This is a genomic window from Ruegeria sp. CG4, assembly GCF_056537185.1.
Genome location: NZ_JBQFRB010000003.1, coordinates 246323 through 269231 on the forward strand (window position 1 = coordinate 246323; position 22909 = coordinate 269231).

General features: G+C 56.2%; 18 protein-coding genes. 14 read left to right on the forward strand and 4 right to left on the reverse strand.

All coding sequences use genetic code 11. The annotated features are described in order from the left end of the window. Nucleotides 1-78 precede the first annotated feature (78 nt). Both ACR0J2_RS10705 and ACR0J2_RS10710 read left to right on the forward strand, forming a co-directional pair. A complete protein-coding gene (locus tag ACR0J2_RS10705; RefSeq protein WP_480812543.1) occupies nucleotides 79-2514 on the forward strand; it encodes a GcvT family protein in 2436 nt (811 codons plus the stop codon). 89 nt (nucleotides 2515-2603) lie between these two features. Further along, nucleotides 2604-3575 carry a LysR family transcriptional regulator gene (locus ACR0J2_RS10710; RefSeq protein WP_480527743.1) on the forward strand — a complete coding sequence of 324 codons (972 nt, stop codon included), beginning with the start codon at nucleotides 2604-2606 and terminating at the stop codon, nucleotides 3573-3575. Between the two features lie 839 nt (nucleotides 3576-4414). Here ACR0J2_RS10710 and ACR0J2_RS10715 read toward each other — a convergent pair. Continuing rightward, a complete protein-coding gene (locus ACR0J2_RS10715; RefSeq protein ID WP_480812544.1) occupies nucleotides 4415-5740 on the reverse strand; it encodes a GH1 family beta-glucosidase in 1326 nt (441 codons plus the stop codon). 2 nt (nucleotides 5741-5742) lie between these two features. Beyond that, the gene (locus ACR0J2_RS10720; RefSeq protein ID WP_480812545.1) at nucleotides 5743-6774 is read right to left on the reverse strand and encodes a LacI family DNA-binding transcriptional regulator; all 1032 of its coding nucleotides are present in this window, start codon (nucleotides 6772-6774) and stop codon (nucleotides 5743-5745) included. Nucleotides 6775-6983: 209 nt separating this feature from the next. Here ACR0J2_RS10720 and ACR0J2_RS10725 point away from each other — a divergent pair, with 209 nt between their 5' ends. Genes ACR0J2_RS10725 through ACR0J2_RS10745 form a run of 5 tightly spaced genes read left to right on the forward strand, consistent with a single transcriptional unit; the run spans nucleotide 6984 to nucleotide 13308 of the window. Continuing rightward, on the forward strand, nucleotides 6984-8342 hold the full coding sequence (locus ACR0J2_RS10725) for an ABC transporter substrate-binding protein (RefSeq protein WP_480812546.1): 1359 nt from the start codon (nucleotides 6984-6986) through the stop codon (nucleotides 8340-8342). 55 nt (nucleotides 8343-8397) lie between these two features. Further along, nucleotides 8398-9405, forward strand: coding sequence for a carbohydrate ABC transporter permease (locus ACR0J2_RS10730; RefSeq protein ID WP_170613680.1), 1008 nt, complete (start codon nucleotides 8398-8400; stop codon nucleotides 9403-9405). Between the two features lie 3 nt (nucleotides 9406-9408). Next, nucleotides 9409-10557 (forward strand): carbohydrate ABC transporter permease, encoded by a 1149-nt coding sequence (locus tag ACR0J2_RS10735; RefSeq protein ID WP_480812547.1) that lies wholly within the window; start codon nucleotides 9409-9411, stop codon nucleotides 10555-10557. Nucleotides 10558-10566: 9 nt separating this feature from the next. Beyond that, complete coding sequence (locus tag ACR0J2_RS10740; protein ID WP_480812548.1) at nucleotides 10567-12222, forward strand: alpha-amylase family glycosyl hydrolase; 1656 nt, start codon at nucleotides 10567-10569, stop codon at nucleotides 12220-12222. A gap of 3 nt (nucleotides 12223-12225) precedes the next feature. Further along, the gene (locus tag ACR0J2_RS10745; RefSeq protein ID WP_480812549.1) at nucleotides 12226-13308 is read left to right on the forward strand and encodes an ABC transporter ATP-binding protein; all 1083 of its coding nucleotides are present in this window, start codon (nucleotides 12226-12228) and stop codon (nucleotides 13306-13308) included. 119 nt (nucleotides 13309-13427) lie between these two features. On the opposite strand, the gene ACR0J2_RS10750 is transcribed toward ACR0J2_RS10745, so the two are convergent. Continuing rightward, nucleotides 13428-14021, reverse strand: coding sequence for a TetR/AcrR family transcriptional regulator (locus ACR0J2_RS10750; protein WP_480812550.1), 594 nt, complete (start codon nucleotides 14019-14021; stop codon nucleotides 13428-13430). Nucleotides 14022-14092: 71 nt separating this feature from the next. On the opposite strand from ACR0J2_RS10750, the gene ACR0J2_RS10755 reads away from it, so the two are divergent. After that, entirely contained in the window at nucleotides 14093-14566 is a 474-nt protein-coding gene (locus tag ACR0J2_RS10755) for a cupin domain-containing protein (protein WP_321251132.1), read from the forward strand. A gap of 280 nt (nucleotides 14567-14846) precedes the next feature. Here ACR0J2_RS10755 and ACR0J2_RS10760 read toward each other — a convergent pair whose 3' ends face one another. After that, entirely contained in the window at nucleotides 14847-15488 is a 642-nt protein-coding gene (locus tag ACR0J2_RS10760; RefSeq protein ID WP_170613667.1) for a TetR family transcriptional regulator C-terminal domain-containing protein, read from the reverse strand. Between the two features lie 190 nt (nucleotides 15489-15678). On the opposite strand from ACR0J2_RS10760, the gene ACR0J2_RS10765 reads away from it, so the two are divergent. The 6 genes from ACR0J2_RS10765 to ACR0J2_RS10790 all read left to right on the forward strand — a co-directional run bounded on the left by ACR0J2_RS10765 (nucleotide 15679) and on the right by ACR0J2_RS10790 (nucleotide 22886). Continuing rightward, nucleotides 15679-16542 (forward strand): ABC transporter permease, encoded by an 864-nt coding sequence (locus ACR0J2_RS10765; RefSeq protein ID WP_480812551.1) that lies wholly within the window; start codon nucleotides 15679-15681, stop codon nucleotides 16540-16542. After that, nucleotides 16539-17333 carry an ABC transporter permease gene (locus tag ACR0J2_RS10770; RefSeq protein ID WP_480812552.1) on the forward strand — a complete coding sequence of 265 codons (795 nt, stop codon included), beginning with the start codon at nucleotides 16539-16541 and terminating at the stop codon, nucleotides 17331-17333. The genes ACR0J2_RS10765 and ACR0J2_RS10770 overlap by 4 nt, the downstream gene beginning before the upstream one ends. 19 nt (nucleotides 17334-17352) lie before the next feature. Beyond that, a complete protein-coding gene (locus ACR0J2_RS10775) occupies nucleotides 17353-18468 on the forward strand; it encodes an ABC transporter ATP-binding protein (RefSeq protein ID WP_480812553.1) in 1116 nt (371 codons plus the stop codon). Beyond that, nucleotides 18465-19520: an extracellular solute-binding protein gene (locus ACR0J2_RS10780; protein WP_480812554.1), complete on the forward strand. Its 1056-nt coding sequence runs from the start codon at nucleotides 18465-18467 to the stop codon at nucleotides 19518-19520. The genes ACR0J2_RS10775 and ACR0J2_RS10780 overlap by 4 nt, the downstream gene beginning before the upstream one ends. A 91-nt stretch (nucleotides 19521-19611) precedes the next feature. Next, a complete protein-coding gene (locus ACR0J2_RS10785; protein ID WP_480812555.1) occupies nucleotides 19612-21678 on the forward strand; it encodes an oxidoreductase in 2067 nt (688 codons plus the stop codon). Nucleotides 21679-21686: 8 nt separating this feature from the next. Continuing rightward, nucleotides 21687-22886 carry an aromatic ring-hydroxylating oxygenase subunit alpha gene (locus tag ACR0J2_RS10790; protein ID WP_480812556.1) on the forward strand — a complete coding sequence of 400 codons (1200 nt, stop codon included), beginning with the start codon at nucleotides 21687-21689 and terminating at the stop codon, nucleotides 22884-22886. Nucleotides 22887-22909: the final 23 nt, after the last annotated feature.

Sequence of the window (22909 nt, forward strand, 5' to 3'; positions counted from 1 at the left end):
CAGTACCAACGTCTGCCCTGTTGTCTGCCCAACCCGTTATTCAGCAAGACTTGTGCCGAAACCGAGGGAGCAAAGACCATGAAGTCGCGTACCAGAGTCGTTGTGATCGGAGGCGGGATCGCTGGATGTTCGACACTGTACCACCTGACCCGAGAGGGTTGGACAGATGTGGTTTTGGTTGAACGGAACGAACTGACTTCGGGCACGACCTGGCATTCGGCAGCGCAGGTCACAAATTTCGGGATGAATCAGACCATGGTGGGTCTGAAATCTCATTCGATCCGCCTGTACAAGGAACTGGCCGACGATCCGGATTATCCGATCAATTACCATCACGGAGATGGCGGAATACGTCTGGCGAATACTGACGAACAAATGCAGGGCTACCGTCACTTCGCATCCATGGCGCGGGGCATGGATGTACATTTTGAGGTGATTGACGCGGATGAATGCGCCCGCCGCCACCCGTTGATTTCGACCGACAACCTTATCGGTGGGCTATGGGATCCGTTGGACGGTGACATCGACCCGGCCCAACTGTGTCAGGCCCTCGCGCGACGGGCGCGCAAAGCCGGTGCGGAAGTGTACAGAAACACGCCTGTAACAGCTTTGACGCAGCACAACGACGATACCTGGACCGTGCATACCGAGCACGGAGACATCGACTGCGACATAGTCGTTAACGCATGTGGCTACCGGGTCAACGAGGTTGGCGCCATGATGGGGGTTCATCATCCGGTGTCGTCCATGGAACACCAGTATTTTCTGACCGAAGAGATCGAGGCCATCCGGGATGCCGGGCACCGGATGCCGCTGCTGCGCTGCCCAATCAGCGACTACTATTGCCGACAGGAAAAGAACGGTCTCTTGCTCGGGTTCTACGAGCAGGGGTGCAAGACATGGGGTATGGACGGGATCGATCCAAACTTCGTGAACGCACTTTGTCCGGATGATCTGGACCGTGTAACTGATGTGCTCGAGGGTGCATTTGCGCGGATGCCGGCCTTGATGGAGGTGGGCATTCACACGGTCGTAAACGGGCCGATCACTTATACGATTGATGGCGCCCCGATGGTTGGGCCGATCCCGGGCAAGCGCAATGCGTACTGCATCATTGGTCTGCGAGCCGGGTTGGGCGAAGGCGGCGGGCACGGGTGGTTGCTGGCCCAGCAGATCGTGCATGGTGAGGCATGTTATGACACTTGGTGCCTCGACCCGAGGAGGTTTACAGGACATGCGAACGTAGAACTCACTGCTCTGAAGGCGATTGAAGATTATCAGAACGAATTCAGGTTCCACTTTCCACACGAGCATCGCCCAGCCGGCCGTCCCGCCAAAACGACGCCTCTGACGCCTGTTCTCGCATCCGAAGGGGCGGAGTTCACGGTAGTCAATGGGTGGGAAAGGGTGGATTACATCAAACCTCACCCCGATTTTGCGCCGTCACTCAGTTTCGATTTTGACGAAACCTTCGATCAGGTTGCTGCCGAAGTCGATAACGTTCGCACAGGTGTCGGGTTGGCGGAAGTAAACGGGTTCAACCGGATTGAGATCACCGGAGTGGACAGGCACGCGTTTCTGGATCGGATGTTTTGCGGAGTTGTGGGCAAGCGCGAAGGGCGTGTTGGGTTGGGCTATCTGCTGAACCAACACGGTATGGTCAAGGCGGAAGCAACTGTTGCCAATCTCCCTGCCAGTGATCGCGGTCCAGCACGGGTTTGGTATGGCTCTGCCGCAGCGAGCGAGTATCACGATATGGACTGGCTACAGAAGCATCTGCGCAACGATGAAGACGTTCAGATGCGCAGCTTGACGAATGAGCAAACCATTCTGGTTTTGGCTGGCCCCAAGTCGCGCACTGTGCTTTCTGACTGTGCCAGAGGTGATTGGTCTGCGGACGCATTCCCCTGGCTCAGCGTACGAGAGTGCTTTGTCGGCATCGCTCCTGCCACGGTCATGAACCTTAGTTTCTCGGGAGAGTTGGCCTATGAGATCCATGTCCCAAACGCCTCTCTCTATGCGGCCTATCTTGCGCTGCGGGAGGCGGGCGAAGGGTACGGGCTGAACCTGTTTGGTGCCAGAGCGGTTGACTCGATGCGCATGGAAAAAAGCTTCCTGCACTGGAAAGCCGATTTGATCACCGAATTTGATCCTTGGGAAACGGGGCTGGAGAGGTTTGTACGTCTGGACAAGGGCGAATTTATTGGGCGTGAGGCGCTGTTGAAGCGGCAGTCAGAAGGGCTTCGCCGCAAGCTGGTTCCCCTGCGCATTGATGCAACGCGTGGTCCGGCGCATCCCGGCGCGTCTGTCATGCTGGGCGATAAGGTCGTGGGGACTGTTACCTCTGGGGAATGGGGTCATCGTACAGGATTGAACCTGGCGCATGCATTTGTTGATCCGTTCATCTCTGAGGTTGGCAGCGAAATGGAGTTGGATAGTTGCGGGCAGCGTTTTGGCGCGACTGTCATAACGTCCAGCCCGTACGATCCGGATTTTGCCCGTATGAAAGCTTAGAAACGACATCTCAGCCAACTTCATTGTTGCCGCAAGGGCGAATCTTTGCTTCGCTAGTTTCGAACTAATCGAAACGATGGTCAGTTGCCGTGTCCAAATCGCTGAGCCTTAGGTGGCTGGAAGTTTTTCAGTTGATCGCCAAGTCCGGATCGATTCAGAAGGTTGCATCCGAAACGGACCTGTCGATCAGTACAGTATCCAACCATCTGCGCAGCCTTGAAAACGCGCTGGGCATCGAATTGGTCGACCATGGACGCCGTCCAATGGGGCTGACACCGGCAGGAGAAGTGTTTGCCCGCTACGTCCGTGAAGGCCTGACCGTATTGAAACGTGGCGAAGCCGAGATCCGTACGGGCAACTGGCAGCACGCGACGGACCTGCGATTGGCTTTGATTGACGATTTCGACAACCAGATCGCGCCCGATCTCGTTCGGTTTTTGGCTCAGGCTCTTCCGCGCTGCAATTTCAGGCACTTCACACGCCCCAGTCACGAGATCCTCGCCAAACTACAAGAGCATAAATTGGACGTAGGCGTTGCCACACGGCCGCCGGGACGCACTGAGGGGCTGATCGAATACCCTTTGATGCGCGATCCTTTCATCGTTGTACTTCCCAACAAGTTTGAAGGTTCGCCCGAAGAGCTGTTTACACCAGAGGCGGAATTGCCTTTGTTAAGGTATTCGCGGGACTACGTGATCGGCAAACAAATCGAAATTCAATTAGCCCGAAGCAAGTTCAGCCTGCCCAACCGGTTTGAACTTGAGTGCAATCAGTCCATCATCGGCCTGGTTGCACAGGGCAGCGGATGGGCCATCACAACAGCGGCGTGTTTTCACCGAACGCAGCGGTTTCACAACAGTGTCAAAGCCATGCCATTTCCCGGCAGGAACTTTGTGCGGACAGTGTCACTTTTTACGACCGAAGTGTACCCGGCGACAACATCACTGCTGATCCAGAAGGCTATGGGAAAACTGATCCGGCAGCATTTCACAAGACCGATGTGCGCCAGGCATACCTGGCTGAAAAATGAATTCCGCACCATGGAAATGGAGAGTGCCTAGCCACCATCAATGACTGGCAGTTCTGGCATTCCAAAAAAACAAAACGCGGTTCTTATACCGGCCCGTCGGCATCTTCTGTGGTTCCGTTTGAGAACCCAAAAACCTCCCATGGGTCCAAACCAGAACCCGTCAGACCGATTTCTCGTCGGTCCTTCGGTTCTGAAACGGAACACTAAAACTTACCACTCCCTGCTACGTTAGGCAGGCATCCTAGAATACCGCGCGCTGCTGCAGCCATCGGACAATTTGCAATTCAGCACAGGACCGGGACCAAGCTTGACTATGAATGTCCGCTCTGTTCGCGACTCGGTAGTTTCTGTGGAATTGTCGAACGTTTGCTGAATGATATCGAAGCTACAGTCGAGAATTGGGTTTGTTTCTGGGTGCTGATGCCAAGCCGATATAAAAGTTACTTGTGTCAATGGGCCGCCTAAGTCCAACATGACGTGGTACTTTTGGTAGTATGGCAAGAAAATTTTTCAGAATTTCATCCAATAGATATATGTATAGCGGAAAATTTAGGCTCCTCCTCGGTCCGCCACTTGGTATTCTGTAAGGCACACATGGTTCTGGCACCAGCGACAAAGCCTTGCCGTTTTCACCTCATTCCCTTCATCCAGCGTCCAAAAACCGATTTCATAGATCCTGACTTCCTATTAGCAAAATCAGGGCCGACATGCGGATCAGGCTGGCACCGATTCATCCTAAAAAAGAAATCCAGAACTTGGCTCGTCAGAAGTGCTCGGCGGCAATCAATGCACGGCAAGTTGACCTGTGCGAACGTCGCATTTGGTGGAGAGCTACCATCAACAAAATAGCCTCAAAGCACCAGAACACAGTCATCTGGCAGCGGTATTGTAAGTGGACAGCATCTTCTTCAAGGCGAAGTATGAGGCTTTCGGAGTACGTTTCATCGTATCGAAATCCACATCAACCAGACCAAAGCGTTTTTCGTACCCCAAGGCCCATTCGTAATTGTCCAGCAGAGACCAAACAAAGTACCCCTTGACCGGAACATCCTGATTTAGGGCCTCCTGAACGGCGGCAAAGTGCTGATCCAGATAGCTGATACGATCATCGTCTTGTTGGCGCTCGGGGCTGGCCATGCCGTTTTCGGTCACGTAGATCGGAAGGTCGCCAGTGTATTCTTGCGCTGTGCGGATCAGGAACCGGCTCAGCGCGGCTGGGTCGATTTCCCATCCCATTTGGGTCTTGGGCAAGGGCCCGGGGATTTCGGTCAGACCGGGCCAGGCGGTGTCCGCAGGGGCGATCAGTTTGCGGGTGTAGTAGTTCAATCCACACCAGTCGACAGGAGCGCCGATGATGTCGAAATCATCCTGCCAGCCGGTCGGAAGGTGGGGTTCCAGCCCTTCCAGCACATTCTGAGGATAGGCCTTGTTGAACACGCCACCCAGGAAGAACCGGTTATAGATCCCATCATAGAGATCAGCGGCCTGCTGCGCTTGCGGACTGTCATCGGCGGGTTCGGCCCATTCAAGATTGAACACACCGCCCAGATTGGACATGCCCAGACCGCGCATTGCCTGAATCGCGTGGCCATGGGCCAGCAGGACGTGATGCATGGCTCGAGCTGTGGCCCGAATGTCCCGCAATCCCGGGGCGTGATGTCCTTCGAAATGGCTCAGCCAACTGACGCACCAAGGTTCATTGATGGGGGCAACGCTGTACATTCGGTCGCCAATCCGGCCCATGATGACCTCGGTGAAATCGGCAAACCAACTGGCGATATCTCGGTTGCGCCAACCGCCCAGGTCAGCCAGAGCCGACGGCAGTTCCCAGTGATAAAGCGTCGCGCACGGGCGGATGCCACGCTCCAGCAGCGCATCAGTCAGCCGGTCGTAATAGTCCAAACCCTTTTGATTGATCGGTCCGCGCCCCTCGGGCATCACGCGTGCCCAGCTGGTCGAGAAGCGATAGCAATCAAAACCTGCGTTGCGCACAAGATCGAAATCCTGTTCAAACCGGTTCAGGTGATCGCAGGCCAGATTCCCATTTTCCCCCCGCACGACGTTGCCGGGCGTCGCGGCAAACGTATCCCAATGGGTGGACCCTGCACCGCCTTGGGCGTGACCTTCGATTTGATAGGCCGACGTGGCGACCCCAAACAGGAAATCAGACGGAAAATCGTTTCGCGTAAAGTTCATCTTCAGAACCTGTCGGGTGCAGGGCCGGTTGACTTGCCGACAACCAGCTCCGCCTCAAGCAATCTGGTTTTGACCGGGTCCTCAGGCGATTTGATCCGCTCGATAAGCATCTCGGCGGCCAGTTCTCCTGCGTGTCGCACTGAAGAGCGCGTGGCTGTGAAAATGGGGACGTCCTGCCCGTTCTTTAGGTAAGAAAGGTCATCGTCATGAGCGATGACCGAGACATCCCGACCGATCCGGAGGCCCGCCTCGTCCAGCGCCCGCCGTACTCCGATCGCTGAAATCATCGAGGACGCCAGAATGGCAGTCGGCGGTTCATTCAATTGCAGCATGTCGTGGGTTTCGCGGTGGCCGTAGACTTCGGTCATCTCGGCGCTTCGCATCAGTTGCGGGTCCGAGGTCAAGCCTGCCTGTTCCAGGGCCTGCTGGTACCCTGTACGGCGTCGTTGCGCGAAATCCATATCTTCAAGCCCGTTGATCAGGGCGATCCGGCGATGCCCTAAATCGATCAGGAACTGTGTGGCGCGCAGGAACGAGCTTTTGTTGTTTACGTCAATCCAGTCATATTGCACATCCGCCCCCGTCGAACGCCCATGCACGATGAACGGTACCGCCATCCGCGACAGCAGATCAATTCGGTGTTCGTTGACTTTGGGGCCCTGCAAAACGACGCCATCCACGGCACCGCGCTGAAACAAACTGCGATAGGCCCCTTCGATCGACGTATCATCGGCGGTGGTGAACATCATGTCATAGCCATGCGCCGCGTATGTCCGAGCGGCACCAGCAACAAAGTCACCGAAGATTGGGTTCACCATCTCGTGCTGGGACGAACTGGGGATGACATGCCCGATCACCATGGATTTGCCGGTCGCCAGCCCCTTGGCGCGGATGTTCGGGCGATAGCCATGTTTGGCAGCAGCAGCCTGAACGCGCATCCGGGTTTCCTCGCTCACTTCGGGGTAGCCGTTCAGAGCGCGGCTGACCGTCGTTTGCGAAAGGGCAAGAATTTCCGAGAGCTGCTTCAGGTTCATGATTGTTTCAAAGCGCCTTCAAGTTTTGGCTGTTACCTGTTGTGTGGTCAAATGCTCGTTCCGTCAACCCGTTTCAATCAGCCTTTTGATTATTAGCGTTTTGCAACGCGAATATTGACAGGCGGGAAATGTTAGCGGATAAACTGCATATCCAAAGCGCTTTGGATGCTGAGTCTCTGTGGCGCAAGGAACTGTTGGGAGGAAAATTCATGAGAAACGCGCTTTATGCAGGTGTGGCCACATTTGCTTTGCTGTCCGGAGGCGTCCAGGCGCAGGGCGAGATGATCCACGCCGTGGGCGAGGGCGGCTTTGACTGGGACGGCTTTCAGGCCTTTGCGGACGCCCATGACCTGGCCGGTCAGGACCTTACCATTTTCGGGCCGTGGCTTGCGGGCGAAGGGAAGTCATTCGAAAATCTGGTCGCCTATTTTGATGAGGCCACCGGAGCGAATTCCAGCTATGTCGGATCGGACTCGCTGGAGCAGCAGATCCTGATTGATGCGGCCGCTGGCTCCGCTCCGAACTTGACGGTTTTCCCGCAGCCGGGTCTCGCCGCGAACATGGCCAAGAACGGATACCTGACGCCGCTTGCCGAAGGGTCGGCGGACTGGATCAAGGACAATTTCGCTGCTGGCCAGTCCTGGGTTGATTTGGGAACCTTTGAAAACGCCGATGGCGCCAAAGATTTCTACGGCTTTTTCTTCAACGTCAACGTGAAGTCGCTGGTCTGGTACATCCCGGAAAACTTCGAAGACTTCGGTTACGACGTCCCGCAAACCATGGAAGAGTTCAAGGCGCTGATGGATCAGATGGTCGAGGATGGCGAGACGCCGCTTTGCGTGGGGCTTGCATCCGGCGGTGCGACCGGGTGGCCCGCGACCGACTGGGTCGAGGACCTGATGTTGCGTACACAACCGCCCGAAATCTACGACCAGTGGGTCTCGAATGAGATGAAGTTCGATGATCCGCGGGTGATCGCAGCGATTGAGGAATACGGCAGCTTTACCCGCAACGACGACTATGTCGTGGGCAACGCCGACGACACCGCCGCGATTGACTTCCGCGACAGCCCCAAGGGTCTGTTCGACAGCCCGCCTGCCTGCATGATGCACCGTCAGGCGTCGTTCATTCCCGCCTATTTCCCGGAAGGGACCGAATTGGGCGTAGATGCCGATTTCTTCTACTTCCCGGCCTATGCCGAGAAAGATCTGGGAACTCCGGTTCTGGGTGCGGGCACGTTGTTCACGATCACGAACCCGAACCCGGCGGCCGAGGTGTTCATGGAGTTCCTCAAAACGCCCTTCGCGCACGAGATCATGATGTCTCAGGACGGATTCCTGACGCCGCATCTGGGGGCAAATCCCGAGAATTACGCCAATGATACCCAGCGGGGACAGGGTGAAATCCTGACCAACGCAACCACGTTCCGCTTTGACGGGTCCGACCTGATGCCGGGCGCGGTCGGCGCGGGAACGTTCTGGACGGGTATGGTCGACTATTCCTCGGGTGCGAAGGACGCAGCCACAATTGCCGGAGAAATCCAGTCTTCGTGGGATGCTGCGAAGTAAGTGACGGCTGGGGCGGCCCTGACGTCGCCCCAATTTCCAAACCAACGAGGGCATCATGACACCGGCACTTCAGGGCCTGCTGACCATCGCCATCGGTGTGTCGGGTTGCGTGGGCTACTTCTACCTCTCCAACCAGTTTCTGGACAAAGTCCTGTTCCCGCCGCGCGGGCCCAACGCAGGGCGCAACATCAACCGGGCGAACATGATCCGGCCCTGGTTGTTCCTGTTCCCGGCACTTGCTGCTCTGGGCTTGTACCTGGCATACCCGGTGGTCGAGACGCTGCGCCTGTCGCTCACTGAACGCGTGCCCGGCGGTGGGTACAGATGGGTAGGCCTTGATAATTACACCCAGATGGCCAAAGAGCCGAAATTCTGGGAGGCCATGCGCAACAACATGTTCTGGCTGATCGTTGTGCCGGCCATGTCCACCGCTTTCGGCCTGCTGGTTGCACAACTGACCGACCGCATCCGATGGGGTAATTTTGCCAAATCGCTGATCTTTATGCCAATGGCGATTTCATTCGTCGGCGCCTCGGTGATCTGGAAACTCGTCTATGACGCGCGCCCGGCGGAACAGGACCAGATCGGCATCCTGAACGCGCTTTATATCTTCTTTGGCGGCACCGAACCGCAGACATGGCTGACGGTTCCGTTCTGGAACAGTTTCTTCCTGATGATTGTTCTGGTTTGGATTCAGACCGGGTTTGCCATGGTGATCCTGTCGGCCGCCCTTCGCGGCATCCCCGAAGAAACTGTCGAGGCCGCCATCCTGGATGGCGCGAACCCGTTTCAGATTTTTTTCAAGATCAAGGTGCCGCAGATCAAAACCACGATTCTGGTCGTCTGGACGACGATCACCATTACCGTGCTGAAAGTCTTCGACATCGTCTTTGCCATGACCAACGGCCAGTGGGAGACACAGGTTCTGGCCAACTACATGTATGACAAGCTGTTTCGCGCCAACGACTGGGGGGTGGGCTCGGCCTCGGCCATGGTGATCATGTTGCTGGTCACACCGATCCTGATCTGGAACGTGCGCAATGCGCGCAAGGAGATGGAGTAGGCCATGAACGATATTGCGGGAACCAGACCGGCGCTGCGCTGGGTCGTTCATGCCTCGGTCGTCTTTCTGGTGGTCCTGTGGATCATTCCGACGCTTGGTCTTTTGATCTCATCCTTCCGGACGGCGGACCAGATTTCCAGCAGCGGCTGGTGGCGGTCACTCTTCCCGTCCGAGCAGAATCTGACCCTGCGCAGCGCGGCACCCGAAACGCAGGTGTCGGAGAATGAGCTTTACGTAATCCAGGGGCAGCTGTTTGGCGATGAAGAGCAAATCAGGATTTCAGGCTGGGGCATCAGCGCGCGCGAAATTGACGCTTTTGCCCCCGGTGAAACCGCCGAGCTGCGCCGAGGCGGCACAATCACAGTCGATGCAGACGGCAACTATCGGATGGAGAATGCCGAAGAATTCAGCGGCAAGCGCGGCGCGCGTGTATTTGTGACGGCTGAATTGCCGCCTGAGTTTACATTGGACAACTACAAAAAAGTTCTGTTGGACCAAAGCAGTACGGACAGTATGGCAAAGGCGTTCTTCAACACGCTGACAGTCACAATCCCAGCGACGATCATTCCAATCCTTGTTGCAGCCTTTGCAGCTTATGCCCTGGCGTGGATGGAGTTTCCGGGCCGGGCCTTGCTGATCGCCGCGGTGGTTGGCCTGTTGGTGGTTCCGTTGCAACTGGCGTTGATTCCGCTGTTGAAATTCCACCTGAGTATCGGGGTTGGGAAAGGTTATCTGGGCGTTTGGTTGGCGCATACGGGCTTTGGCATGCCGCTGGCGATCTACCTTCTGCGCAACTACATGGCTGGATTGCCGCGTGATCTGATCGAGAATGCGCGGGTCGACGGGGCGACCGAGTTCCAGATCTTCACCAAGCTGATCCTGCCGCTCAGCTTCCCGGCGCTCGCGTCCTTCGCAATCTTCCAGTTCCTGTGGACGTGGAACGATCTTCTGGTGGCCAAGGTCTTCCTGATCGACGCAACCGGCCAGACCACGGTGATGACCAACCGCATTGTCGAGCTTTTGGGCACCCGTGGAGGCAACTGGGAAATTCTGGCGACTGCGGCCTTTGTGTCGATCTTCGTGCCTTTGGTCGTCTTCTTCGCAATGCAAAAATATCTGGTCCGGGGCCTGCTGGCCGGATCCGTCAAATAGAGGCGTCTGATGAACGTGCAGAACACTGTGGAACTTTCCAAATCAACAAAGGCCACGTCAGACTGGTGGCGCGGCGGAGTGATCTATCAGATCTATCCGCGCAGTTTTCAGGACAGCAATGGCGACGGCATCGGAGACCTGAAAGGTATCACCCGGCGTCTGGATTACATCGCTTCGCTAGGTGTTGACGCGATCTGGATTTCGCCCTTCTTCAAATCTCCGATGAAGGATTTCGGCTATGACATCAGCGATTACCGCGACGTTGATCCGATGTTCGGGTCATTGCAGGATTTTCGCGAACTGCTCGATCAGGCCCATGCCAAGGGGCTGAAAGTGATGATCGATCTGGTGCTTTCACACACATCAGACCAGCACCCGTGGTTCATCGAAAGCCGTGCCAGCCGGGAAAACCCGAAATCCGACTGGTATGTTTGGGCCGATCCGAAGCCAGATGGCACACCGCCCAACAACTGGCTGTCGATCTTTGGCGGATCAGCGTGGCAGTGGGACCCGCGCCGCCTGCAATACTATTTGCACAATTTCCTCACGTCGCAGCCGGACCTGAACTTCCACAATGCACACGTTCAGGACGCCTTGCTGGATGTTGCCCGGTTCTGGCTTGAGATGGGCGTGGACGGCTTTCGTCTGGACACGATCAATTTCTATTTCCACGACAAACAGTTGCGCGACAACCCGGCGCTTCCGATCGAAGAGCGCAACGCGTCAATCGCGCCAGCGGTGAACCCCTATAACCACCAAAACCACCTGTATTCCAAAAGTCGGCCTGAAAACATTGCCTTCCTTGAACGCTTGCGGGCGCTGACAGACGAATATGATGGTCGCGCCTGCCTGGGCGAGGTCGGCGACGCGCAGCGTGGGTTGGAAATCATGGGTGAGTACACGTCCGGCGACAAGCGGATGCACATGTGTTACGCCTTTGAGTTTCTCGAAAAACGTGCACTGTCGGCTGATTATGCGAAACAGGTTTTTGATCAGCTACAGGCCAAAGCCGGGGATGCGTGGCCGTGCTGGGCGTTCTCGAACCACGACGTGCCACGCCACGCCTCGCGCTGGGGCCTGGACGATGCGGCCATTCGACAGCACGCAGTCTTGATGATGTGCCTGCGCGGTTCCGCCTGTCTATATCAGGGTGAGGAGCTGGGCCTGCACGAGGCCGATGTTCCGTTTGAAAAACTGCAAGACCCTTACGGCATCGAGTTCTGGCCCGAATTCAAGGGCCGGGATGGCTGCCGTACGCCGATGGTCTGGACGGCGCAAGACGAACAGTCGGGCTTTAGTACGGGTGAGCCGTGGCTACCGGTCAGTACCATGCAATCCGAACGGGCCGTGGACCGGCTGGAGGTGGACGACCAATCGATGCTCCACCACTATCGCCGCGCAATTGCGTTGCGCCATGCTCATCCTGCGCTCACATCGGGTACGCAATCCGAGATGAAACAGGTCGGTCCGGCCCTGACGTTCTACCGCGAAGACGCTTCTGAAACGGTGTATTGCGCATTCAACCTTGGAACAGAAGCAAGACAGATCGACCTGCCTGAAGGCAACTGGCGGGTCATCGGGCAAGACCTGGGCGGTGTTGATGGCGAACGCGTCGTGACGCTGCAACCTTCGCAATTCTGCCTGATGGTTAAGGACAAGGGGTAAACCATGTCGGAACTCAAGCTTACAGATGTGGCGAAGTCCTATGGTCCCGTCGATGTACTGAAGCATATCGATCTGGACATCGAGAAAGGCGAGTTGATCGTCTTCGTCGGCCCTTCGGGGTGCGGCAAATCTACCTTGTTGCGGATGATTGCCGGGTTGGAAAAGATTACTGGAGGAACACTGGAAATCGAAGGGCAGGTCATGAACGATGTGCCGCCCGCCCAGCGAGGCATCGCGATGGTGTTTCAGTCCTACGCGCTCTATCCACATTTGACCGTGCGCGAGAACATGGCGTTTGCGCTCAAGATCGCCAAGATGCCCGCCGCCGAGATCGATGCCGCCGTCGAACGCGCCGCACAGACCCTTCAGCTGGATCCGCTTCTGGATCGACTGCCCAAGGCCCTGTCGGGAGGTCAGCGCCAACGTGTCGCCATCGGGCGGGCCATTGTACGGGACCCCAAGGTCTATCTGTTCGACGAGCCGCTCTCAAATCTTGACGCTGCTTTGCGCGTCGCAACCCGTATCGAGATCGCGCGACTGAAAGAGGCAATGCCCGACAGCACCATGATCTACGTGACCCATGATCAGGTCGAGGCGATGACCCTGGCCAGTCGGATCGTGGTTCTGGCCAACAAGGGCATTGCGCAGGTGGGCACACCGCTGGAACTGTACGAAACACCGGACAACGAATTCGTGGCGCAGTTTATCGGCTCGCCTTCCATGAACTTGATGCCCGGCAAAATATCCGGGACCGGGGCACAGACATCGGTCAAACTTGATGCGGGCGGCACGGCAGTTTCATCCATTCCAACCAATCCCGATCAAATGGGTCTGCCGGTAAACGTTGGCGTACGCCCCGAAGACTTTTTCGCCGACGATGCCTCTGGGTTTCTGGACGGCAAGGTCGATTTCATCGAAGCCTTGGGAGAAGTCACCCTTCTTTATTTCGCCAGCAGGGCAGGGGCCGAAGGCATAGTCGCCAAGTTTCCCGGTGTCGAACGAAATCTGCGTGGACAAAATGTTAAACTGAACGCCGATCCGGGCAAGGTGCATCTATTTCACAATGGCTTATCTTTGCGGAAATAATGATCGGCCACCCAATCAATGTTGTGAGAATGGGAGCGCAATTCATCTGGGCCTGACGTTGCCCACTTGGCTTGGCCAATGCATCCATCATCAAAGCACAGAGAAAAGTCGAGAATTTTCTAGTCTGGCAAATATCGTTCAAGCAGAGCATCTACCAGCCCTTCTTGAAGGCGGTAGCCTGTCGCCTGGTCAACACGCAGAATGTCTTCAATGATTATAAATTGCTCCATGCCAGTCGTCATGGACAACCGCATCGCCAAGTCTTTAATTTCCTTGGGTTTCATAGATTTTTGCACTGGTTCAAGTGCCTCAGCAAAAGCAGCAACCCGTCTCGCGCCCCGCATTTTGGTCGTACCCTGCTCAAGCGATGCTTTCAGAGACTCTGCAAGAAACTGCCGGAAATAAGCTTCATGTTCGCGTGAGAAATCCAGATAGTAACGCGCGACAGCGTGTACTCGATCCCGGACATCATGAACCCCCTGAAGCAGCTCAGACGTTGGTTTGACTTCAATGTCCAGAGTCGCATCCAAAGCCAATACGCCCGGATCGGAAAAGTATCGGTAGACCGTCGCACGACTGATTTTGGCATGTTCAGCCACTTTTGCCAGCGTCACTTCCTGTCCCTCCGACATCAGTTCACGAGCGGCCGAAAGAAGCGCATCACGAGTTCGTTTAATTTGGTTTGTTCGGCGCGCCAAGTTAACTCCTTTCATAATACACTTGTCTCATAAGTGGATTTATGTATCATAATGGTATTAATTTTCGAGTAAAGGGAGTAGCTGCAATGACTGAACCTCGCCCTCGGGTTTATCATCTTCTTGGAAATCTTCTGACATTCCATGCTTTTCCCAGCGAAACAGGAAATCGATGTACAATTGTCGAGATCAAAACGGCGCCGGGGGCCGGCGCACCGCCCAACCATCATGCCGGTGAAGATGAAAGCTTTTATGTGCTTGATGGGGAATTCGAGTTTCTTGTGAACGGCGAAACCCACAGTGTAGAGAGTGGTGATTTTGTAAAAGTGCCGGACGGTGCCGTTCACGCCTTTACATGTACCGGAGCGAGGCCCGGTCGATTGCTCTGCATTAATGCCCCTGGCGCTATGCATGACACGTTCTTCACTGAAGCTGGTGAAGCCATGCCCGACGGAACAACAGACATTCCTGCCCCGGATGGACCACCGGATATTCCCGCAATCATGGCCGTAGCCGACAGGGTTGGAATGACGATTCTGGTGCCCACCGAAGTCCCCAGCTAACAGAATTTCAGTTTGGGCCCGGAAGCAACTTATCAGATGCTTCCGGGTCCAAACTCGCGCATGCATTGGTCTCTAGTTGCTCGCTCGCCTCGCCATGCGTGAGCTTCTGCTACGCATTGCCTTGCGGAGGGTCTTTTCTCAAGGGGAAAGGTCGTCGTTAGATGAGCCAAAATTGAATCCAATTTTGCTTAGATTGACCTTCTGCACCCGGTTCACGCTCTGACTTGCCAGTCGGGGACTATTCCTATCGACTGCAAGCTGACACATTTGGTCGCAACAGTCATTTTGGCGACAATGCGCCGCCAAGGTCGAAGTGGTTTGGAAACATTGAGCTCAAGAAGCGGAAGATGATCCTTATTGCCTCGGTTCGGTCAAAAGAATCCGGGTGCAGCAGGTAATCGGTCCACATCCCTTCCAGCATAGCAAGCGTGCCATGAGTTGCGTCACGTGCAACCTGATTGGGGTGTTCGATTTCAGCTTCCTTCGCAATCCGGGCGAACGCGTTGAAAACAAGGTTCCGTAGCTTCGCGTCCCGCGTGTCGGAGAAGGCGGCTATCGCCGCTCGGTTTCTGGCCTCACCGCGAAACGCGTACCAAATTGAAACGCTTTTCTTGTTGAGGATGGTTTCACCCAAATCACCCCGAACAATCATCTCGATATGCTCCTGGCCAGTTTGCCCGGTCGTTTCCAGCAAGGCATAAATGCCATTGTAGTATTGCTCGGACGAATAGCGGGCAGCTTCGTTAACCAGGTTGTCCTTGCCGCCGAAATGAAGGTGAATCATGCCGCGGGACAGCTCGGCGCGCTGGATGATTTCGCTTACGGATGTCTCTGAAATACCCTTCTCTGCGACCGAGTCGAGCACCGCTTCGATCAGGGACAGGCGATTTCGTTCGCGTATTTCTTGTCGTCTTCCGGTCATATGGTCAGGCGGTTCTGTTTGTTTTCAGCCTATTGCGGTGCCTTCTAGCGGCCATTGTGACTTTGGCCAGCCCTAGTTGTGAAATTATCTGTTGACACAGCTGGCCTGAAAATTCCAGATTTAAATGGACGATTGTCCATTTTGTGATGTACGTCGTCGCACCACCGCAAGCAAAACTCAGCAGGGAAGCATGGCTGGAGTCATAAGAAGCGAAACGGGCAAGGGCCTGGCACTGAGCGCGCCTGCGACGCTCTATGTCGGCTTGCTTGTGGCCGTGCCTCTTTGCATTCTGGTGGCCTACAGCTTTTGGACCCAAACCTATGTCGAGATTGATCGCACCCTGACCTGGGCGAACTACCAAGAGGCGTTCACCGACCCCTTGGTGCGGCACCTGATGATCCGGTCGGTTGCAATAGCGGGGGCGGTGACACTGTCGACGGTGTGTTTGGCCTATCCCATCGCCTATTTCATTGCGTTTCGGACGCAGAAGAAGACCCTGTGGCTATTGCTGATCACCATCCCCTTTTGGAGCAGTTACCTGCTGCGGGTGTTCAGTTGGAAACTGATCCTTGGATTTAACGGCGTGATGAATTCGGCCCTGATTTCGCTGGGGCTGATTCAGGAACCGCTGACATTCCTGCTCTACAACGAGTTTGCCGTTGTGCTCACGCTTGCGCATGCCTGGGCGCCGTTTGCGATCCTGCCGATTTACGTGTCGCTCCAAAAGATCGACCGTAGCCTGTTGGAGGCCGCAACCGACCTTGGGTGCAGCAAACTTGAAAGGTTTGTTCGCGTGACGCTGCCCCTGACGGTGCCGGGGATCATCGCGGCTTGCCTGATCATTTTCATCCCGACTGTGGGCGACTATGTCACCCCGGCTCTGGTCGGTGGATCGCAGGGCAAAATGGTGGCGAACCTGATCCAGGTACAGTTTGGCGCCGCCAATAACTGGCCATTGGGCGCAACCCTGTCTCTGCTGGCAATGCTTTCGGTCGGCTGCGTCGCGATCCTGTTCGTGGTGGTCGTCACCGCCTTGGGGCGGAGGATTCGATGACCAAGGCATTTCGTATCCCGTGGTTGCTTGTCTATGCCATCGCCTACCTGGTGTTTCTCTACCTGCCGGTTCTGCTTTTGCCGCTGTTTTCGTTCAATGACGGAACCATCGTGGCCTTCCCGCTAAAGGGCTTCACGTTGAAGTGGTACGCGCAGTTGGGTCAGCAGGACACGCTGTTGCAGGCGATGGTGAACTCGCTGATCGTGGGCAGCGTGACCGCCCTGATGGCAACGTCGCTGGGCCTGTTCGCCGCGCGCGCTTATGTCCGCTATCGCTTCACAGGGCGGGAGTTGTCCGAGGGACTGGTCATGCTTCCTTTGGTCATCCCCGGCATCATCGTTGCCAGTTCGATGCTGGTTCTGTTCATCAGCATCGGGCTGAAACCATCGCTGACAACCGTAATTCTTGGCCATGTTTTCGTGGCTCTGCCCTTCGCAGTTTCGATCATGAAGTCCGCCTTTGACGATTTCGACCAGTCTTTGGAAGAGGCCGCCTTCGACCTCGGCGAAAGCGTTGTCGGGACGTTTCGGCGCGTCACTCTGCCGATTGTTGCTCCGGGCATCATCGCCAGCTTGCTGGTCACGTTCACCGTGTCCTTTGACGAATTCGTGCTGGCCTTCTTCCTGTCCGGCAACAGCCCGACACTGCCGGTCTATATCTGGAGCCAGATCCGGTTCCCCGCAAAGCTGCCCAACACGCTGGCCCTGGGATCGCTGCTTTTGCTCTCGTCGGTCCTGCTGCTGCTGATTGCCGAATACTTCCGCCGCCGCTCCACGCAATCTTCGGATTGAAGCCAAAGGAACAAACAAGATGAGCGAACAGAACATCATCGAGATTAAGGGCGTCGAAAAACGCTTTGGGTCCTTTGTGGCGGTGTCCGATCTGAACCTGACTTTGAAAGAGGGTGAGTTCTTTTCGCTGCTGGGGCCATCGGGTTGCGGAAAGACAACGGCTTTACGCATTATTGCGGGCTTTCAGGATCATGAAGAGGGTGAAGTCCGGATCGATGGACGCACCATGGGCGAGGTGCCTGCAAACAAGCGGCCTACCAACATGGTGTTCCAAAGCTATGCGATCTTTCCGCATCTGAATGTTGGCGACAATGTAGGGTTCGGTTTGCGCAAGACAAAGCTGTCGCGGAAGGAAATCAAGGAACGCGTTGCCGAAGCGCTTGAGATGGTGGAACTCGGCGGGTTGCAGGACCGCAAGGCCAACGAGTTGTCGGGCGGGCAGCGGCAACGTGTGGCGCTTGCACGGGCGCTGGTCATGCGGCCAAAGGTGTTGTTGCTGGATGAACCACTGTCCGCGCTGGACAAAAACCTGCGCGAAGCGATGCAGTTGGAAATGCGCCGCCTGCAGCAGAAGCTTGGCATTACCTTCGTGATGGTGACGCATGATCAATACGAAGCCATGACCATGTCCGACCGCATCGGTGTGATGTTCGCCGGTCAGCTCAAACAGGTCGACAGACCCGAGGTGCTGTACTCGCAGCCATGCAACCGGGAAGTGGCCGCTTTCATCGGCGGTATGAATTTCCTGAATGCTGACGTGACTGCTGAAAACGCCGACACGCTGGACGTGAATGTTCAAGGGTTTGGCTCGATGACAATTGGGGTGAACCCGAATGTTCAGGTGCGTGACAAAGATCTGCTGGTCGGCGTTCGGCCTGAGCAGTTGGAAATCAGCGCGGAAAAACCGGATGGATATGACGCGAATGTTCAGGGCAAGGTGTCGGACGTCGCCTTCTATGGCGAAAGCGTCCACTATTATGTGCGCGTCGACGGGTTGCCAGAAAGCATCGCCGTTGCAGTGCCAAACTACTTTCACACAGTCGATCACAACCGGGGCGATACTGTCTGGCTTGGCGTTCAAAGCGCCTCAGTGATCGACTTGGGCAAACGTGAATCTTTGGGAGGAGAGAAATGAATAAAGCAGCATCAATCGCCGCAGCAGTGGTTGCCACCTTTACCGCCAGCCAAGCGCTGGCCAACGCGGCGGACCTGACCGTCTTCGACTGGTCCGGATACGAGGATCAGGGGTTCTACGGCGACTATGTCGAAAAGTACGGCGGCGCGCCCAGCTATACTTATTTCGGCAGCGTGGAAGAAGCGTTCACCAAGCTTCAGTCCGGGTTTGAAGCAGATCTGGCCCATCCCTGCACGGATGCGCTGAGGAAATGGGTCGCGGCGGATATGCTAAAGCCGATCGACACCAGTAAGCTTGAAAACTGGGACAAGCTGATGCCCAAGATCAAGGAAGTCGATGGCATCACGATCGACGGGCAGACCTATATGGTGCCGTTCGAATGGGGCAACACCGGCCTGATCTATCGCACCGACATGATTTCGGCGGATGATGTGTCGCTGCAACTGCTCGCGGATCCTGCCTATCAGGGCAAGGTTGCCATTCCGGATGCCGCCTCCAGCGCATTTGCCATGGCCGCATTGGCGACAGGGGCCTCCAGCTATACCGATATGAGCGACGAGGAATTCCAGAAGGCGGCGGATTACCTGCGCGCGATTCATCCCAATGTGCGCTTCTACTGGTCCGATGCGGGACAATTGGACCAGGCGATTGCCAGCGGTGAAGTGACACTGGGTTGGGGCTGGAACCAGTCGGAACTGAACCTGATCTGGAACGAAACCCCGGCCGTCATGATGCGTGATGTGGACAAGGGTATCGCCACCTGGGTCTGCGGCTATGTGCATCTGAAATCCGCCAAGCAGTCGGATGAGCAGGTCTATGACATGCTGAACGCGCTCAGCTCTGCCGCCAGCGGCAAGTACATCATCGAAAGCTGGGGGTATGCCCATGCCAACGAAGACGCGTTTGCACAAGCAGACCCGGAGCTGATCGAAACCTATGGTTTCTCGGACGTGGACAGCTTCTTTGAGGGCAGCCTGTTCTTCGACGCGGTCAACCCCGAGCTGGAAGCCAAGATGCTGAAAGAGTTCGAGCGCATCAAAGCAGGCTTCTAAGCAGACCTTAACAACACAACCGGGAATGGCGAGCCAGACGGTCCCTCCATTCCCACGACAACATTTCCAATTTTCTGGAGGAAGCGCGGCAATGTCAGGCGCTGACGGATATTCTGTTCTTTTCGAACCGGTTCGGATCGGGCCAGTGACGGCCCGAAACCGGTTCTACCAGGTGCCCCACTGCAACGGCATGGGGCATCTCAGACCTCAGGCCGAGGCTGCCATGCGGGCGATGAAGGCCGAGGGTGGTTGGGCTGTCGTGTCCAATCAAGAGACGGAAATCCATCCGACGTCCGACCTGTCGCCTTTCGCCGAAAACCGGCTCTGGGATGAGCGGGATATTCCCGCCCTGCGCCTGATGACCGAGGCGGTGCACGAGAAGGGCTCGCTGGCGGCCATCGAACTGGCGCACAACGGCCACCATGCGCAAAACCACCTGAGCCGCGCGCCCTTGCTGGCCCCATCAGAGCTCGCCCTGCAAACCGCGTATCCCAAGCAGGCCCGCGCGATGGACAAGTCTGACATTCGCGAGTTTCGCAAGTGGCACCGTGCGGCGGCGCGACGCTCGCGTGAGGCGGGTTTCGATATTGTTTATATCTATGCCGGTCATCACATGACTCTGCCGCATCACTTTCTGTTGCCGCAGTTCAACGACCGGACCGATGAATATGGCGGTTCGTTGGAAAACCGGGTGCGCCTGACCCGGGAGCTTCTGGAAGAAACCAAAGAAGAGGTCGGTGATGATTGTGCCATCGCCCTTCGGTTCGCGGTCGACGAAATGCTGGGGCCCGACGGGATGCAGGCGCAGGAAGAAGGCCGTGCCGTTGTTGAACTGCTGGCAGAGCTGCCGGATCTCTGGGACGTCAACGTCGCGAATTGGAGCAATGATTCTGCGACAACCCGTTTTGAACCCCGCGACGGTTTTCAAACTTCGTATATCGAATTCGTCAAACAGGTCACGTCCAAGCCGGTTGTTGGTGTCGGGCGCTTTACGTCTCCGGACCTGATGGTGTCGCTGGTCAGGAAAGGTATCCTTGATTTCATCGGCGCGGCACGACCGTCCATTGCCGATCCTTTTCTGCCCAACAAAATCAAGGAAGGTCGCATCGAAGAAATCCGCGAGTGCATTGGATGCAATATCTGCGTTTCAGCGGATTCCTTGGGAGTGCCTATCCGGTGTACTCAGAACCCGACTATGGGCGAAGAGTGGCGGCGTGGTTGGCATCCTGAAATCATTGAGCGCCGGGGAAAAGAGGAAGCCGCGCTTGTTGTTGGCAGCGGGCCAGCCGGGCTGGAATGCGCCATGCAACTGGCGCGGCGTGGCTACGACGTAACTCTGGCCGAAGGAAAGCAAGAGCTTGGCGGCCGCGTGTTGCAGGAGTCCGGTCTGACCGGCCTGTCTGCCTGGAAACGCGTGGCAGACCACAGGATTTACGACCTGCAACAGCGCGGGAACGTTCAACTGTTCACCGACAGCCGCTTGTCGGCGAGTGAAGTTGTTGAACTGGGCATTTCCAACGTCTTTCTGGCAACCGGTTCAACATGGCGGCGGGATGGTCGCGGGAAATCCGCATTTCGCGGCATAGCTATAGAGGCTGGCACCCGGGTTTTCACTCCGGATGACATCATGTCAGGTCAGGTGCCGCAGGGCGGTCCTGTTCTGATCTATGACGATGATCAGGCATATCTTGGTGGCGTGCTGGCGGATCATCTGGCTCAGGCCGGGCATGAGGTTGTTTTTGTGACCCCGGCCTCGATGGTTTCGCCATTTACCGAATTGACGTTGGAACAGATCAAAGTTCAGCGCAGTCTGTTGGAAAAGGGCGTTCGATTGGTTCTGTCCAAGACCTTGGCCAGCATCGCGCCCGGTCAGGCAAAAGTAGAATGCGCCTATACCGGCCGAGAACAATCCATCGAATGCAGTTCTGTGGTTTTGATCACGCAGCGAACGCGAGAAACCGGCCTTTATGATGAACTTCGTGGTTTGACCGACAGCCGGCTGACAAAGCTGGAACTGATCGGCGACGCGGCAAACCCCGGTTTGATCGCGGACGCTGTATTTTCGGGTCACATGGCTGCCAGGAATTTCGAACGCGACGCGGGCGACATCGACCGCGAGTATTTCCGCCGGGAAATCGTTTCCCTTGAAGCTGAATGAGGTGCGCCATGCCAAAAGATGACTTGCAAGTTATGCGCGATTTGATGGAGGCGCAGCCGGAAGGGTTCGCCTTGCCGCGCCATTTCTATACCTCGCAGGCGGTTTACGACAACGACATCAGTACGTTCTGGAGCCGCAACTGGATCTGGGTCGGGCATGTCACCCAGATCGCTGAACCGGGTGACTATTTCCTGTTCGATTACGGCCCCGAGTCCGTAATCATCGTTCGGGATCGCGAGGGAGAGGTGCGCGCGCATCTGAATGTTTGCCGTCACCGGGGATCGCGGGTTTGCATTGAACAGAAAGGCAAGGCGCGCAGTTTCATTTGCCCCTATCACGCGTGGACCTTCGACCTGAACGGAAAACTAAGAAATGGGCGATCAATGGGCCCGGACTTTGATCCCGGCCAGTACGGGTTGTTCCCGGTTCAGGTTAAGATTTTCCAGGGCCTGATTTTTGTCTGTGTCGCTGAAGACGCCCCGCCTTTGGATGCTGCGCTGGAAAGGCTGGCCCCGCTTTCAAAGCCATTCGACCTAGAGAACCTGAAGGTCGCGCATGAAGCCTCATATCCGGTTCCGGCAAATTGGAAGCTGGCCTTGGAGAACTATCTGGAATGCTACCACTGCGCACCATCCCATCAGGATTATTCCCGCAGTCATTCCCTGAAAGACCCGGCGCAAGTTCTGGAATTCAGCGGGGCACTTCACGAGCGGATGGAAGAAGCCGGAATTCCAACTGAACAATTGGACCTCACCGGGGAAAATGCAGTTGCGCCCGGCGCAGATGTCTATTGGCGGCGCTACCCGCTGTTCCCCGGCTACATGACGGGCAGCAAGGATGGCGGACCTCTGGCGCCACCCTTGGGTGATCTGAAAACTCACGATGGGGGCGCCACCGATCTGGGGGTTGGGACGCTGAACTACTTCCTCATCTACGCGGACCACGTGGTAGGGTACCGGTTCGTCCCACGCGCCCTGCAGGAAACGGATATTCAGATCGTGTGGTACGTGCGCGGCGACGCTGAAGAAGGTCGCGACTATGACAAGGATGCGCTGACATGGCTCTGGCATGTCACGTCGCTCGATGACGAACGGATCATCCGGCACAATCAGGAAGGCGTGAATTCACACCATTTCGTCCCGGGGCCGCTGTCCGAGATGGAATGGAGCATTCCCGGCTTCTATCGCAACTACTTCAGCATGATCTGAGACGCGCAAAATTCGGAGAAGAA

Coding starts and splice junctions, on each gene's coding strand:
- ACR0J2_RS10715 (WP_480812544.1), bottom strand. CDS start 5,740: ATGAACTTTACGCGAAACGATTTTCCGTCTGATTTCCTGTTTGGGGTC.
- ACR0J2_RS10750 (WP_480812550.1), bottom strand. CDS start 14,021: ATGAAAGGAGTTAACTTGGCGCGCCGAACAAACCAAATTAAACGAACT.
- ACR0J2_RS10775 (WP_480812553.1), top strand. CDS start 17,353: ATGAGCGAACAGAACATCATCGAGATTAAGGGCGTCGAAAAACGCTTT.
- ACR0J2_RS10755 (WP_321251132.1), top strand. CDS start 14,093: ATGACTGAACCTCGCCCTCGGGTTTATCATCTTCTTGGAAATCTTCTG.
- ACR0J2_RS10705 (WP_480812543.1), top strand. CDS start 79: ATGAAGTCGCGTACCAGAGTCGTTGTGATCGGAGGCGGGATCGCTGGA.
- ACR0J2_RS10770 (WP_480812552.1), top strand. CDS start 16,539: ATGACCAAGGCATTTCGTATCCCGTGGTTGCTTGTCTATGCCATCGCC.
- ACR0J2_RS10745 (WP_480812549.1), top strand. CDS start 12,226: ATGTCGGAACTCAAGCTTACAGATGTGGCGAAGTCCTATGGTCCCGTC.
- ACR0J2_RS10730 (WP_170613680.1), top strand. CDS start 8,398: ATGACACCGGCACTTCAGGGCCTGCTGACCATCGCCATCGGTGTGTCG.
- ACR0J2_RS10725 (WP_480812546.1), top strand. CDS start 6,984: ATGAGAAACGCGCTTTATGCAGGTGTGGCCACATTTGCTTTGCTGTCC.
- ACR0J2_RS10760 (WP_170613667.1), bottom strand. CDS start 15,488: ATGACCGGAAGACGACAAGAAATACGCGAACGAAATCGCCTGTCCCTG.
- ACR0J2_RS10735 (WP_480812547.1), top strand. CDS start 9,409: ATGAACGATATTGCGGGAACCAGACCGGCGCTGCGCTGGGTCGTTCAT.
- ACR0J2_RS10780 (WP_480812554.1), top strand. CDS start 18,465: ATGAATAAAGCAGCATCAATCGCCGCAGCAGTGGTTGCCACCTTTACC.
- ACR0J2_RS10785 (WP_480812555.1), top strand. CDS start 19,612: ATGTCAGGCGCTGACGGATATTCTGTTCTTTTCGAACCGGTTCGGATC.
- ACR0J2_RS10720 (WP_480812545.1), bottom strand. CDS start 6,774: ATGAACCTGAAGCAGCTCTCGGAAATTCTTGCCCTTTCGCAAACGACG.
- ACR0J2_RS10765 (WP_480812551.1), top strand. CDS start 15,679: ATGGCTGGAGTCATAAGAAGCGAAACGGGCAAGGGCCTGGCACTGAGC.
- ACR0J2_RS10790 (WP_480812556.1), top strand. CDS start 21,687: ATGCCAAAAGATGACTTGCAAGTTATGCGCGATTTGATGGAGGCGCAG.
- ACR0J2_RS10740 (WP_480812548.1), top strand. CDS start 10,567: ATGAACGTGCAGAACACTGTGGAACTTTCCAAATCAACAAAGGCCACG.